Source organism: Caballeronia cordobensis (assembly GCF_001544575.2).
Lineage (GTDB): Bacteria > Pseudomonadota > Gammaproteobacteria > Burkholderiales > Burkholderiaceae > Caballeronia > Caballeronia cordobensis.
This window is the reverse complement of record NZ_FCNY02000003.1, coordinates 179,506-193,858: the sequence shown is the minus strand read 5'-3', so window position 1 is coordinate 193,858 and position 14,353 is coordinate 179,506. Positions and strand designations below refer to the sequence as shown.

Annotated in this window: 12 protein-coding genes; 1 reads left to right on the top strand and 11 read right to left on the bottom strand. The window is 66.1% G+C overall.

The features are described from left to right. Positions 1–5: 5 nt before the first annotated feature. The 5 genes from AWB70_RS07290 to AWB70_RS07270 form a co-directional block, all read right to left on the bottom strand. Positions 6–1,244 carry an NYN domain-containing protein gene (locus tag AWB70_RS07290; protein ID WP_053571199.1) on the bottom strand — a complete coding sequence of 413 codons (1,239 nt, stop codon included), beginning with the start codon at positions 1,242–1,244 and terminating at the stop codon, positions 6–8. A 78-nt stretch (positions 1,245–1,322) separates the two neighbouring features. Further along, positions 1,323–2,372: an NAD(P)H-dependent flavin oxidoreductase gene (locus AWB70_RS07285; protein WP_053571198.1), complete on the bottom strand. Its 1,050-nt coding sequence runs from the start codon at positions 2,370–2,372 to the stop codon at positions 1,323–1,325. 99 nt (positions 2,373–2,471) lie between these two features. Continuing rightward, entirely contained in the window at positions 2,472–2,867 is a 396-nt protein-coding gene (locus AWB70_RS07280; RefSeq protein ID WP_053571197.1) for a polyketide cyclase, read from the bottom strand. Positions 2,868–2,880: 13 nt separating this feature from the next. Next, positions 2,881–4,749, bottom strand: a complete 1,869-nt coding sequence (locus AWB70_RS07275) for a DNA-binding protein (protein ID WP_053571196.1) — start codon at positions 4,747–4,749, stop codon at positions 2,881–2,883. A gap of 259 nt (positions 4,750–5,008) precedes the next feature. Beyond that, the gene (locus tag AWB70_RS07270; RefSeq protein ID WP_053571195.1) at positions 5,009–5,317 is read right to left on the bottom strand and encodes a DUF4148 domain-containing protein; all 309 of its coding nucleotides are present in this window, start codon (positions 5,315–5,317) and stop codon (positions 5,009–5,011) included. Positions 5,318–5,535: 218 nt separating this feature from the next. Between AWB70_RS07270 and AWB70_RS07265 the strand changes: the two genes are divergently transcribed. Further along, a complete protein-coding gene (locus tag AWB70_RS07265; RefSeq protein ID WP_053571194.1) occupies positions 5,536–6,441 on the top strand; it encodes a LysR substrate-binding domain-containing protein in 906 nt (301 codons plus the stop codon). Positions 6,442–6,447: 6 nt separating this feature from the next. Here AWB70_RS07265 and oiaK read toward each other — a convergent pair whose 3' ends face one another. From oiaK to AWB70_RS07235, 6 genes are all read right to left on the bottom strand, one after another. Further along, positions 6,448–7,803, bottom strand: a complete 1,356-nt coding sequence (gene oiaK, locus AWB70_RS07260; protein ID WP_053571193.1) for a 3-oxo-isoapionate kinase OiaK — start codon at positions 7,801–7,803, stop codon at positions 6,448–6,450. After that, a complete protein-coding gene (locus AWB70_RS07255; RefSeq protein WP_200826400.1) occupies positions 7,800–9,050 on the bottom strand; it encodes a ribulose-bisphosphate carboxylase large subunit family protein in 1,251 nt (416 codons plus the stop codon). Before AWB70_RS07255 ends, oiaK begins: the two co-directional genes overlap by 4 nt. Before the next feature lie 21 nt (positions 9,051–9,071). Continuing rightward, positions 9,072–9,902 carry a phosphogluconate dehydrogenase C-terminal domain-containing protein gene (locus AWB70_RS07250; protein WP_053571192.1) on the bottom strand — a complete coding sequence of 277 codons (831 nt, stop codon included), beginning with the start codon at positions 9,900–9,902 and terminating at the stop codon, positions 9,072–9,074. A 28-nt stretch (positions 9,903–9,930) separates the two neighbouring features. Continuing rightward, the gene (locus tag AWB70_RS07245) at positions 9,931–11,277 is read right to left on the bottom strand and encodes an MFS transporter (protein ID WP_053571191.1); all 1,347 of its coding nucleotides are present in this window, start codon (positions 11,275–11,277) and stop codon (positions 9,931–9,933) included. A gap of 267 nt (positions 11,278–11,544) precedes the next feature. Beyond that, complete coding sequence (locus AWB70_RS07240; protein ID WP_053571190.1) at positions 11,545–12,822, bottom strand: MFS transporter; 1,278 nt, start codon at positions 12,820–12,822, stop codon at positions 11,545–11,547. A gap of 26 nt (positions 12,823–12,848) precedes the next feature. Next, on the bottom strand, positions 12,849–14,267 hold the full coding sequence (locus AWB70_RS07235; RefSeq protein ID WP_053571189.1) for a M20 family metallopeptidase: 1,419 nt from the start codon (positions 14,265–14,267) through the stop codon (positions 12,849–12,851). Between the last annotated feature and the right edge of the window lie 86 nt (positions 14,268–14,353).

Sequence of the window (14,353 nt, the reverse complement as noted above, 5' to 3'; positions counted from 1 at the left end):
GCTATTTACTGCTCAGTTGATTTCTCGGCCGCCTTGCGGGGACGGCTCGCGCGCGACGATTTGCGCGGCGGCTTGCGCGCTTCGGTTTCGGAAGCGGGTTCGGATGCGCCTTCCGGTGCGGCATCCGCGCTTCGCTTCGTTGCGGTCTTGCGCGCGCGGCGCGGCGCGGCCGGTTTTTTCGGTGCGGGTGCGGGTGTGGGGGCGGGTGCGGGCGTCGGTTCAAGCTCGACCTCGGGCTCGGACTCGGGCGCGAAGACAGGCTCAGGCACGGGCGCATGCACTTCCGGCTCTTCCAGCGCAAACACGTCCTGTGCGTCCTGCACCGCCGGCTTTCTCTTGCCGCGCTTCTCTCTGCGCTTGCCGTTCCCGCCCGCTTCCTTGTCCCTCGCTGCGGCCGGCGGGACGTCGGCAGGCCTCACATCGACCGCCGCGACCTGCGCGGAGCGAAACACGAACGCGCCGGATTTATCGTCGCGGCCGACTTCCAGCAGGCCACGCGACTGCGCTTCGTCGAGCAGATTGCCGAATGCCCGGAAACCGTACTGCGATTCGCTGAAGCCCGGCTTGCGCCGCTTGATCGCGCTCTTCAATACCGACGCCCAGATCTTGCCGCTCTCGCCGCGCTCCGATGCCAGCGCCTCGAAGGTCTCGACCGCGATCGCGATCGCCTGCGACTTGCGCGAGTCCATCTCCTGCTTCGGCTGGCGCTCTTCTTCCGGCGCGCGCCGGGTCTCGCGCGCCTCGCGTTTGGCCTGCGCGCGTTGCTGCTCGCGCACGAGGTCGTCGTAGAAGATGAATTCGTCGCAGTTCGCGACGAGCAGATCGGACGTGGACTGCTTCACGCCCACGCCGATCACTTTCTTCGCGTTCTCGCGCAGCTTCGACACGAGCGGCGAGAAGTCGGAATCGCCGCTGATGATGACGAAGGTATCGACATGCGATTTGGTGTAACAGAGATCGAGCGCATCCACGACGAGGCGGATATCCGCCGAGTTCTTGCCCGACTGGCGCACGTGCGGAATCTCGATCATCTCGAAGCTGGCCTCGTGCATCGCGGCCTTGAAGCCCTTGTAGCGATCCCAGTCGCAATAGGCTTTCTTGACGACGATGCTTCCCTTCAGCAGCAGGCGTTCGAGCACGGGCTTGATATCGAACTTCTCGTACTTCGCATCGCGAACGCCGAGCGCGACGTTCTCGAAGTCGCAGAACACCGCCATGCTGACGCTTTCCTGAGGTCCAGCCATATGATTCTCCAGCCGTACGGCTTGATTGGGATGCGCACATGATAGCGTGTCGGCGTTCGCGCGAAGCGAATGCGCGGATCATGGCTCGCCGCCGCTCCCCGCCTGCTTCACGCGATGCGCCAGCAGTTCGTCGAGCGTGTCGTTCGCCTCGCGCATCAGACGTTCGACGACTTCGCCCGCGGCCATCCGCTCGTTCACGAGCGCCGACGATTCCCCCGCGAACAGCGCCATCTTCTCCAGATCGCCGGTCGTCGAGCGCAGCGGAGAGTTCGTGCTGTATAGCTCGACCGGCCCCGCTTCGTCGTGCGCGACGATCTCGCGCGGCAGCGCATACGGATCGTTGCCGAAGCGATGATCGCGCGACGCATCGGTGACGCTGTTCGCGAGCACGCGCACCGGCGAGCCCGCGGGCCAGTTGATCGCGTAGAGATCGGTGTGGACGGTGTCGCCCGCGCGCGCGTCGATCACGCGTTGCTTGTGATAGTCGTGCGCATAGGATTCGTGCGTCGTCAGAAAGACCGTGCCGCAATGGATGCCGCTCGCACCCAGCGCGAGCGCGGCGACGAGGCCCGCGCCCGTCGCGATCCCGCCCGACGCCGCCACCGGCACGCGCAGGTGCGCCGCGATCTCGGGCAGGAGCGTCATGATGCCGGTCGAGCCGCGCACGTGCCCGCCCGCTTCCACACCCTGCGCGATGATCACGTCCGCGCCCGCTTTTTCCGCGCGCAACGCGTCTTCGAGCGAGCCGACCTGATACAGCACGAACGCCCCGCTGTCCTTCGCGCGCGCGACGATCTCGGGGAACACGTCCCAGAAGAAGCACAGGGCAGGCACGCGCAGAGCGAGGCACGCATCGAGTTCGGCGGCGAGCAAGTCGGGCTTCGTGCCCGCGGGAATCAGATTGACGCCGAATGGCCGGTCGGTCGCGGCGCGCACGGCGGCGACTTCGCTCGCGATCGTTTCCGGCGACTCGCGCACCATGCCGAGCAGGCCGAAGCCGCCCGCATTGCACACCGCCGACGCGAGTTCGGCGCGCGCCGGCCCGCCCATGCCCGCGGAGAGAATCGGATAACGGCAACCGAGCACGCGGGTCAGTTCGGTGTCGAATGGCGCAGCGTTCGCGATCATGTCGGCCTCGCGCGTGAGAACGGCCCGAACCAAATGACGGACCCACGACAAGCCTAGACGCGCCGCGACGCGCTTTCAAGCTGGCCAGCAGCGGTGAAGTCAGGGTTTCCCGTAACGCGCGGCGAGCGTGGCGAGGTCGCGGCGGACCCAGTCGGCGTCGGCGGCGAATTTTTCGTCCGACATGCCGGGTTGACGGAACAGCGTGAGCGCCACTTCCGCGCCCGCGCCGTTCTGATAGACGCGCAGCGGAACGTAGACCTCGTCGCCGTTTGGCAACGTGACGCGATGATCCATGATCCCGAACGCGTTGTGCGCGGTGAAGCGGATGGCCACCTCGCCGCTTGGACCGCGGGCCAGCCAGTGATCGCCGCGGTCTTCGAGCGTCGAATGCGCGAGTCCGGACGCCCACGCCGGAAAGACCTCCGGACGCCAGATGGCGTCGTAGAGCGCGCGCCAGTCGCGCTCGATCGTCACGGTGAGGGTCTGGGTCTGCATCGTCACACGGGCGTCACGTTTCGATCTTCGACATCACGGCCGTGGCCGGATCGTAGCGATAGCCCTTTTGCGCGAGTTGTTGCGTCATCTTGTCGCCGATGAGCTTCTGCTGCGCCTCGCGGAGCACGAGTTCGTGGTCGGGCTTCAGACGCTCCAGTTCGACGGCGAGACGGCGCATCAGCGCGACTTCGCCGGTGCTGCGGGCATCGATGAACAGGACCTTTTCGTTGGCCACGTCGAGGCGCTGGCGCAAGTCCTTCGCGTACGTCACCCATTGCTCGGCGTTGGCGCGAAGGTCGTCGTAGGCCTTCGAATGCGCCTTGGCCTGCGCCGCAATCTGACGTTCCAGCGAAGCGCGTTCCGATTCGTCGCCCTGCTCCTTTTCGACGAGGCGCTTCGCAAGATCGGTCGCGTTCTTCTCCGCGGACTCGGCGCGTTCGCGCAGCGCGTTGACTTCGTTCGAGACGCGCGCGAGTTCGGCGCCCTGCTCGGCCTTTTCTTCCATCAGCAAGCCGATGCGCTTGCGGGCGTCATCCAGCTCGACGCCCACGCGGTTCAACTGATCGCGCTGCGCCGCGAGTTCCGTGTTGCGCGCGGTCGTGCTCTCGCGCTCCGTGGCGAGCGCGCCGCGCGCCTCGTTCAACTCGGCTTCGAGTGCCGACGCGCGCGCGAGACCGTCGCTCAACTGCGCCTCGATGGCCTGCGCGCGCGATTGCGCGGCGCTCGCATCCTGCGACCAGCGCTCGAGTTCGGCCGACTTTTCCTGCGACACGAGGCTCAGCGCGTCATGTTCCTGACGCACGCGGTCGCGTTCACCGGTAATCTGCGCGAGCGCTTCGTCCTTGCCCGCCATCAACGCATGCAGTTCCGCATGGTCCTGACGCGCCCGGTCGCGCTCTTCGGCGAGTTGCGCGAGGGCGCCGTCCTTGCCCGCTAGCGACGCGTGCAATTGCTCGTGCTGCTGCAATGCCTGATCGCGCTCGCCGCTGATACGCGCGAGTTCTTCGTCCTTGCCCGCCAGCGACGCGCGCAATTCCTCGTGTCGCTGCAATGCCTGATCACGTTCGCCGCCGATGCGCGCAAGCTCTTCGTCTTTGCCCGAAAGCGACGCGCGCAATTCCTCGTGCTGCCGCAACGCCTGATCGCGCTCGCCGCCGATACGCGCGACTTCCTCGTCCTTGCCCGAAAGCGACGCGCGCAATTCCTCGTGCTGCTGCAACGCCTGATCGCGTTCGCTGCCGATACGCGCAAGTTCCTCGTCCTTGCCCGAAAGCGCCGTGTTCAGCGCTTCCTTCGCGCGCCGTTCTTCCTCGATCGACGCCTTCAGCGCTTCCAGTTGCGCCTGCTCCGCCGACGCGCGCTGCGCAGCCTGCTCGACGCGCGCCTCGGCGTTCTGGACGCGCCCCGCGGCCGCCGCGAGCTCTTCTCGCAGGCGCGCGACCGAGTCTTCCGATGCGCGCAGCGCGCTCAGCAGCTCCGTCATCTGCTGACGGTTTCTCGTGGACTCGTCGCTGGTCTTCTCGAATTCGGCGAGCGCCTCGTCGCGTTCGGAGAGCGCAATCGAAAGCCGCTGGCTCACGACGGAAAGGCGCTGGCTCGAGAGCCGCTCGGTTTCGTCGTGCGACACGGTCCAGAGCCGGCGCGCGACGTTCACGAGCGTCTCGGCGAGGTCGTCGGGAAGGCCGCTTTGCGCCGGCTGCTGCGGCACGTCGGGGTGACGCGCCTCGCGCCAGCGCTGCAGCCCGGCCGCGATGGCGACGATCGAGCCGCCCTGCGCTTCCGCCTGAACGGTCATGGGGGACACCTTGCGGCCTTCTTCGGACAGGCGATCGGCGATCGACGCGATCTGTTCGTCAGTGATGTTATTTGCGTCTGTGGGCATAAGCGCCTCGAAAATCAGTGGCGTCGCACTCAATAGAACTGCGATACGTTGTTACATTCGGCGGAACCGCGCGGGGCGGAAAGGAATGATACCGATTTTCCCCGCTTCCATGCCGGGTGTCAGACGATATGCCGCCAAAATGGGGCCGTTCGCAGCGGAAAGCGCGTCGCGCGCATCGCCATGATCCGAGGCTTCGGAACAACGCAACGAGCCCGGACGGAACAACCGTCCGGGCTCGAAAACGCGCCGAACCGGGCGCTTACGGCTTCGCGTAGATCGGGCCGAGGCCGATGACGGCCGTCTCTGCCGAACGCGCGCCCGAGGCCGAAGCGCCGTCGACGGACGCGCCGTAGGCCGTCAGGCCCTTCGCGGCGTCCACGCGCGCCTGCGCGGCCTGGATGTTTTGCGGATACTGCGTCTGGTCGCTCGCGGGGTTGTAGCCCGCCTTTTCCAGTTCGACGAGTTGCGCACGCACGTCCGCGCGGGTGATCGGCTGGTTCGACTGCGCGAACGAGAAAGCCGGAAGCGCGACAGCGGCGGCGACGATCAGCGATTGGATGACTTTCATGATTGACCTCCAGAGTGTGTGATGGAAACCCGCGTGTAATCGTTCGGGCCTGGAGGTATTAGAACCACGGGACGTATCTGGCTTATTTCGGTTATGAATCGGCGTGTGTCGGCACATAACGCCGATACAGTGCGATACAAAGCCCGCCCGCCCCGCCGCGCGCGGTCTACAATCGCCGGGGCCGTATCGCGCGGCGAAACAAACAAGGGAGAAGATCCATGCAGACCCCGCGCCCCTCGCTGAACGCCCTGCGCGCGTTCGAAGCCGTGGCGCGCCTGCACAGCATGACGCTCGCCGCGCAGGAACTCTGCGTCACGCACGGCGCGATCAGCCGTCAGGTGAAGGCGCTGGAAGACACGCTCGGCCTCACGCTGCTGGTGCGCTCGGCGCAGTCGTCCGACCCGACGCCCGAAGGCAAGCGCCTCGCCGAAGGCCTCACGACCGCGTTCAATCTCATCGATGCGAGCATCGAGCAACTCAAACCCGAGCCGCTCACGCTGTCGTGCTCCGCGACCATCATGATGAACTGGCTCATCCCGCGCATCGCGGGGTTTCATCGGCGTCATCCGCAGACCGAGCTGAAGTTCAACATGAACTACGACCAGATCGATTTCGTGCGCGACAAGATCAGCGTCGCGATTCGCGCGAGCACGATCGAGCCGCCGAAGGGCGCGATCACGCGCAAGCTCATCGACGAATGGATCGGGCCGGTCTGCTCGCCGGAATATGCGCAGTCCATCCGGCTCGCCGCGCCTGCCGATCTCGCGCGCGCGAAGCTGCTGTCCACGCGCACGCGTCCCGAAGCGTGGGACGACTGGTATCGCGCGACGAACCTCGAGCCCGTCGCGGGCGCGAGCGCGGATGTCTACGACCACTTTTATCTGCTGATCCAGGCGGCGGTGTGCGGGCTGGGCGTCGCGCTCGTGCCGCAAATGCTCGTCATGAACGATCTCGTGTCCGGCAAGCTCGTCGCGCCGTTCGGTTTCGCGCCGGGGCCGCGCGAGCTCGTGCTGTGGGTCGCGCCGCATCTGCGCGCGCATGCCGATGTCGCGCAACTCGAACGCTGGCTCATCGAACAGATGAGCGAAAGCCTGCAAGAGATGACGGCGTTTCTGAACGCGTGAGCAGAATCACGGAGCGCCGTCGCGCACCGTTCCGAAGAACGACACGCCGCCGATCTGCCCGCCTTTGAGCACGATTTCGAGCCCGTCGCGCGCGGGATCGTCCGACCATGCTCGGCACAGCGGCGCGCCCGGCGCCATGCCCGCCGCGACGCTCAGCGCCGCGATGCCGAGCCTGCTCGCGACTTCGCCCGAACTGTCGCCGCCCGCGACGACCACGCGCCGCACAGGCGTGCGATCGAGCAGCCGGCGCATGACGTCCGCAAGCGTTTCGCCGACGCGGCGCGCGGCTTCGGCACGCGAGAGCTGTGCGTTGGCGGCGATGTCGTCGAAGGCGAGCACATCGGGATCGTCGGGGCCTTCCGCGCTGAAGATCAGCGGGCTTCGGCCCGCGCGCACGGCCTCTGCCGCGATGCCGGCGACGCGCTCGATCTCTTCTTCGCGCGACTGCGCATCGAGCGCGCGGCGCAAGTCGAGGCGCTCGACGCAAAAGCCGTTCTCGCGCGCCCAGCGAATCTGCTGCGCCGTCACCGGCGAACAGCTTCCGCTGACGGCCGCGATCACATCGACGGCGCGCGCCGCGGCGAGGCCCGGCGTCGGCGGCACGAGACCGCACGCGCGCCAGTGCGCCGCGAGCGCATATTGCAATCCCGACGACGACGCCGTGAACACGCCCTCGCCGCGCGCTTCCCACACCAGCTTGCCGGCGGCGGCGAGCGTTTCGTCGTCGAGCACGTCGATCAGGACGACGGGGGTGTCGTCGTTCAAGAGCGAATCAAGGCGTTCGCGCACATCGCCCGAACGCGACTGCACGAAATCGATCAGGCCGATGCGCCGCTGCGTCTGCCGGCCCAGATGCACGCGCAGATCCGCTTCGTGCATCGGCGTGACGGGATGGCGCGACATGGTCGGATGACGGTCCAGCCGATAGCCCGCGCCATCGACCGCCGCGAACAGATTGCCGAACGCCTGATAACGCTTCAGACGCGGCGCGCCGACGATCATCGGCGACCACGCGCCGCGCATGTGTGTGACACCGATATCGATCGCGCGCCCGATCGATCCGGTCTGCGGCGATGAATCGAAGGTCGAGCAGACCTTGTATTGCAGAATCGGCGCGCCCAGCGCGGCAAGGCTCGCGAAGGCGCGCGGCAATTCGTCGTCCATCCATTGCGGACTGCGCCCGCGCGACGATCCCGCGAGGCCCACGCAGCGCACGCCGGGAAAGCGCGCGAGCAGTTCGGGCGTGGGCGTTTGCAGGCACAGCAGCGTCGGCACGCCGGCGGCGGTCATCGCTTCCATCGCGTCGGTGGAGCCGGTGAAATCGTCGCCGTAGTATGCGAGCAGCAAACCGTCGTCGGTCATTTCCAGAACTCCAGCGCGGCCTTGAGCGCGGGATTGCGCTCGGCATGACGCGCGAGCGGCACGCCTTCCATGGCCGCGACCCAGGCCTCGCGCAGCGCCTCGACGCCCGCCGCGACGCCGCCCGGATGCCCGAAGATGCCGCCGCCCGCCGTATGGATCAAGTCCGCGCAGCCGATCGCCGCATACGTGTCCGCCGCCTGCAAGCCGGTCTGGCCGGAGCTGAAGACGGGCATGGCGGTGAGCGGCGCGGCGTCCATCACCGGCGAAAGCACGGCGCGCGCCGCCGCAATCACGCTTTCATCCGATTCGCTGAACTTGTTGCGCAGGCCGTTCACATGCAGATGATCCGCGCCCGCGAGACGCCACAGCATCTGCCACGGCGCGTAGTCCCAGCCGAGCGCTTCGCTGCGCGTCAGATAACCCCAGCCCGCGCGATGCGCGTGAATCGGCATCTGGCTATGCTTGCGCAATTCGTGCATGCCGACGAGCCCGATCGAATTAAGCACCGCCATCACGCAGGCGCCGCCCTGTTCGAGCACGAGATCGTGGCGGCGCTTCATCTGATCGAGATCGCCCGTCACGTTGAACGCGACCATCACCTTCTTGCCGGTGCGCTCGGCGTGATCGTTGACGACGCGCATCACCGCGCGCACGCGTTCGTCGAACGGGCAATGCGAGCCGTCGGCCTGCAATTCGTCGTCCTTGATGAAATCGATGCCGCCCGCGACCAGCGCCTTCACCTGCTCGGCGGTCTCCTGCGGCGACAAACCGACGCTCGGCTTGATGATCGTGCCGATGAGCGGCCCGTGCGTCACGCCCGAGAGCTTGCGCGTGCCTTCGATGCCGAACGCGGGGCCCGGATACGCCTTCGCGAACGAATCGGGCAGGCGCAGACCCGTGAGCCGCAGGCCCGAGACCTGGCGCAACTCGAACAGATTGCCCGCGATCGTCGACATGAGATTCGGCAGCGACGGCCCGAAATTTTCGATCGGCCACGACAGTTCGAGCGTGCATTGCGTATAGCACTTCGACTCGGCGCCGCCCGCGAGACTCGGCGTTTCGCTATGGTCCAGCACGTCGAGCCGCTCGACGCGCGCGCCCGAGCGCGCCTTGAGTTCGGGCGTTTCGTTGGGCAGCGCGATAAAGGTGCCGCTCGACTGCTCGCCCGCGATCGTCTCGGCGGCAGTGCGCGGGTCGACGCCGGTTTCGAGCCAGTAAGTGGCGTGGATGCGTTCTGTCACGGTCATGTCCTCAAAATCGGTTGGCGCTCACGTGATCCGGCGAATGCTTTCCGCGATCTCTTCGCGGTCGAACACGTTCTTCCAGTCGTCGCGCATGAGACGCGGCTTGCCGAACTCGATCGCCTTGTTGCAGGCATCGGAGAACGCGCCGGGAATCTCGTTGAAAATCACCGCGCCGAGAATGTTCATGTGACCGAGCAGGAAGTCGCGCGCGGCCTGTTCGGGCACGCCGCGCTTGATGGTCTCGTCCATCGCTTCGCGCATCACGTAGAGCAGCGTGGCGCAGATCGTCTCCGAGAGGCCCGGCTCCAGAATCGCCATCTGATCGACCGTCAGCCGATACGAACGCAGAATCGGCGCGTAGATCACTTTCGCGACGGCCTCGCCGAGATCGAACGCGTCCTCCGGGCCTTGCATCAACGCGCTGACGATCGACTGCTTCGCATGCGCGCCGCCGAAGTGATCGTGCAGCGATTTTTCGTCGAGGTCGTAGTTGAAGATGACCGGATGGCACGGATGCGCGACGAAGTAGGTCAGATCCTTGCGGTCCGGAAGATGGCCCGCGAACGGCGCGGCGGCGTCGAGCGTCATGACCATCGTGCCGGGCCTGAGCTTCGGCGCGATCTCGTGCGAAAGCTTGCCGATGAGCGTATCGGGCACGGCGAGAATGACGACGTCGGCGCCGTCGATGGCGGCATCGGCGGATACGACATCGATGCCGAGTTCGTCCTTCAGGCGCTTCTGCCCGGCCGCGCCCGGCTCCACGTGCCCGACGCGATAATCCGATTTCAGCAGATTGCTCGACAGGCGCACGCCCATCTTGCCGCCTGCGCCGAACAACGCGATCTTTTCCTTCATGTCGATGACTCCGGTGTGAGGTTGACGTTCAATGTGCGTTCGCCGCGACGGCGTCGGGCGCGCGTTCCTGGCTCGTGCGTCCGATCGCGAAGGCGAGCGCGGCCGACATCAGCATCATGGCGCCGACGATCAGCATCGGCAGTTGATACGAGCCGGTCATGTCCTTCGCCATGCCGGTGATATACGGCGCGACGAAACCCGCGAGATTGCCGACCGTGTTGATGAGCGCGATGCCCGCGGCGGCCGCCGCGCCCGACAGGAAACGCGCCGGCAGCGCCCAGAAATTCGGCAGCGCGGAGAAGATCGCGCAGGCCGTCACCGTGATCACCGCGATGGTCGCGGCGGGCGAGCCCATCTGCAGCGCGAGCGGCACGCTCACCGCGCCGACGAGCGCGGGCACTGCGATATGCCACGAGCGCACGCCGCGCTTGGTCGCACCGCGGCTCCAGAGGAACAGCGCGAAGGCGGCGGGCAGATACGGAACCGCGGTGATCAAGCCCTTCTGGAACACGTTGAAGTGCGTGCCGAAGCGCGTCTCGAAGCCGCCGATGATCGTCGGCAGGAAGAACGCGAGCGCATAGAGGCCGTAGATCAGGCCGAAGTACATCAGCGCGAAGAGCCAGACGCGGCCGCTCATCAGCGCGGCCATTGGATTGCCGTGGCCGCGTGCGCCCGATGCGCCCTTCGCGCGGTCCTCTTCTTCGAGGCGCGTGGTCAGCCAGTCGCGTTCGGCGGGCGTGAGCCATTTGGCGTCGGCGGGTTTGTCGGTCAGATAGAACCACGCGATCACGCCGACCAGAATCGCCGGAATCGCGACGCCGAAGAACATGATGCGCCAGCCGGCGAGACCGAAGAGGCCGTGCGCTTCGATGAGAAGCGCAGCGAGCGGCGCACCGATGACGATGGTGAGCGGCTGCGCGAGATAGAACAGCGCGAGGATATGGCTGCGATGCTTCGCCGGCACCCACATGCTGAGAAAGAGAATCGCGCCGGGAAAGAAGCCCGCTTCAGCGACGCCGAGCAGAAAGCGCAGGGTATAGAGCCCGCCGATGCTGCTGACCCACGTGAAGAGCAGCGCGACGACGCCCCACGTCACCATGATGCGCGCGAGCCAGCGGCGCGCGCCGAACTTGTGCAGCGCGAGATTGCTGGGAATCTCCAGCACGATATAGCCGATGAAGAACACGCCCGCCGCGAGGCCGAACTGCGCGGCGGTAAGACCGAGATCCTTGGTCATCCCGTTCGGCCCGGCGAAGGAGATCGCGGTCCGGTCGAGAAAGTTGATGAAGAACATCAGCGCGACGAACGGCACGAGCCGCCACGACACCTTCCTGATCGCCGATCGCTCGACGGACTGCGTATCTGCAACGTTCATGTCTCCTCCAGACGGTGCGCACGGGTGTGGTCAACTTGTGGGATGAGTAGACCATCGCGCGACGGAGGCAAGACATAGGGGGAAACGTGGAAATCGGTCGATTTTTTCTCACAGGGTGAGGCGATAAAATCACCGATAGCTGGTGCAGAGAGGGGTATTTCTTCGCCAAAATCTCACATGGCGCTGTGGATGGAGAGCGGTTCGCGGCCGAGAATGGCAGGCGCGCCCGAGATCGGGCGCGTGTTCGAGATTTTCTTCAGCAACGCATCACGCCGCCACCTGCACAACCCGCCCGGCCGTCTTCCCCCGGCTCACGGCCGCGAGCGCCGCGAGGCTGATCACCGCGGTGAACATCATGTAGAAGCTCGGCGCCGCCTTGCTGCCGGTCGCGCTCAGGAGCCAGATGATGATCGCGGGCGTGAAGCCGCCGAACACCGTCACGCCGATGTTGTAGCCAATCGACATGCCCGTCGCGCGTGTCGATACCGGAAAGATCTCCGACATCAGCGCCGGCAGCGCGCCGAAGTAGATCGCCTTCAACAGCGCGAGCCACGCGACGAGCGCGAACAGCGCCGCCACCGACACATGCGACACGACATACGAGAACGCCGGATAGCCCGTCACGAACAGCAGCAGCGCCGCCGTCGACATCTGTTTCACGCGGCCGATCTTGTCGGAGAGATGGCCCGCGAACGGCGTGACGAAGGTCAGCATGATCCCGGCGACGGTGCTCGCCGCGAACCCGGTCGACGCATCGAGATGCAACTCGCGGATCGCGAACGTCGGCACGTACTGCAGCAGATAGTTCACCGCCGTCGAGACCGTCAGCGCGCCGATTGAAATCAGCAGCAAGGTCTTTTGCCGCGCGAAGACGTCGCGCACCGGCGTGTCCGTGTGCTCGGCTTCGGTGTAATCGGCCGCGTCTTCGAGATAGCGGCGCAGGAACAAACCCGCCGGCCCGATCAGCAAGCCGAAGCAGAACGGAATGCGCCAGCCCCATGCGGCAAGCTCCGCGGCGGGCATCAGCTTGGCGAGGGCGAAGCCGAAGAGCGACGCGAGCAAGGTCGCAAGCCCTTGCGTGGCGAACTGCCAGCTCGCGAGCAAGCCGCGGCGCTCGGGTGCGTGCTCGATCAGCATCGCCGTCGAAGGGCCGAATTCGCCGCCCGCGGAGAAGCCCTGGATCAGGCGCGCGATGAACACGCCCGCCGGCGCGAGCAGCCCGATCGACGCATAAGGCGGAATCACCGCGATGATCGCCGTGCCGATCATCATCAGCCCCACCGACATCATCAGCGCCGCCTTGCGCCCGCGCTTGTCGGCATACGCGCCGAGCACCATCCCGCCGATCGGGCGCACGAGATAGGACGCGCCGAACGAGCCGAACGTGAGCAGCATCGAGGCCGTCTCGTTCGCGGCCGGAAAGAAGTTCTTCGCGATATACACCGCGAAAAACGCATAAATCGCGATATCGAACCATTCGAGCGCGTTGCCGACCGAAGTCGCGAGCACGATTTGCGTCAGGCTCAGAGGCTTTTTGTTCATGATGTCAGCGTGTCATGAGTGACGGTTGATCAATACGCGTTGCGCGCGGCGGCAATCGCGGCGCCCGTTTCGCCGAGATCCCACCAGAGGCCCGCCATCACGCCGAGGGATTCGCGCATCACGGAACCCAGCACGTGTTCGTTCGGCGCGTGCTGATTGCACGCGGGATACGAATGCGGCAGCCAAAGCGTCGGCAGGCCGAGCGTTTTCGCGAAGACATCGTTGGGCACCGTGCCGCCCAGATTCGGCAGCAGCGCGGGCTTCTTGCCGGTCGTCGCGCGCATCGAGTCGAGCGCCCAGCGCACCCACGGATCGTCGAGATCGAGACGCGTCGCGGGCGTGCCGCGCGTCGCCTCGACCTTCACTTCAGCGAAGCCATGTTCGGCGAAGTGACGTTCCAGATGCGTCTGCAGGTTCTCCCAGTCCGTGCCGACCACGAAGCGCAACTGGCACACCGCTTTCGCGAAAGGCGGAATGGCGTTGACGGGCGCATCGGCGTTGCCGGATTTCATCGCGAGCACTTCGAGCGCGTTCCATCCGATCACGCGTTCGGTCGGCGTGAGACCCGGCTCGCCCCATGACGGATCGATTTCGGGCGAGCTGTCGTCGCGGCCGAGTTCGATATCGGCGAGTGCGTCGCGCACGGCCTGCGAAATCGGCGGCGGGCGCAATCCTTCCACCGCGATGCGTCCGTTCCGGTCGACGAGACTCGCGAGCGCATGCGACAGCACGACTGCCGGATTGCGCAGCACGCCGCCCCAGTTGCCCGAGTGATGCCCGCCTTCGCGCAGGTTCACGGTCAGTTCGAACGGCACGCCGCCGCGCGAGCCGAGAAAGAGCGTCGGGCGCTCGGCGGAGACGCGCGGTCCGTCGGAGGCGATGAATACGTCCGCCGCGAGTGCGTCCTTGTGCGCGGCGCACACCTCGTCCAGCCCCGGCGAGCCGATTTCCTCGCCGGTCTCGAAGATCACCTTCACGTTGTAGCCGAGCCGCCCCTGGCGCGCCTCCAGCGCCGCCGCGAGCGCGGCGAAGTTGACCGAATGCTGCCCCTTGTTGTCGGCGGTGCCGCGTCCGTACCAGCGGTCTTCATCGACGACGATGTCCCACGGCTTCAGGCCCGCGCGCCATTGCTCGTCGTAGCCGCGCACGACATCGCCGTGACCATAGGTGAGCACGGTCGGCACGTCATCGGACTCGTGACGCGCGGCGATCAGAAACGGCGGCCCGCCCGCGACCGGGTTCTCCACGATGCGCGCGGTAAAGCCGAGTCGCGCGAGCGTGTCGCTGACTTCATCGGTCAGATACGCGTGCAACGCGGGATTCGCGCCGTTCTGGCTTTCCGTGCGAAACGCGACGCGGCGCTGCAAATCCGCGTAAAACGCGCCCGAATCGAAGGCCTTGCACGCAATGGCGATGGCGGTTTCGCGAGTGTTCTGGGGTTCTTTCACGACGTCTCCGGCTGGTTTGTCTTGACGATTCCGGCCAGTCTAGAAACATCAAAAATTCGCGACAATTTCAAATTTTGCGGATAGCA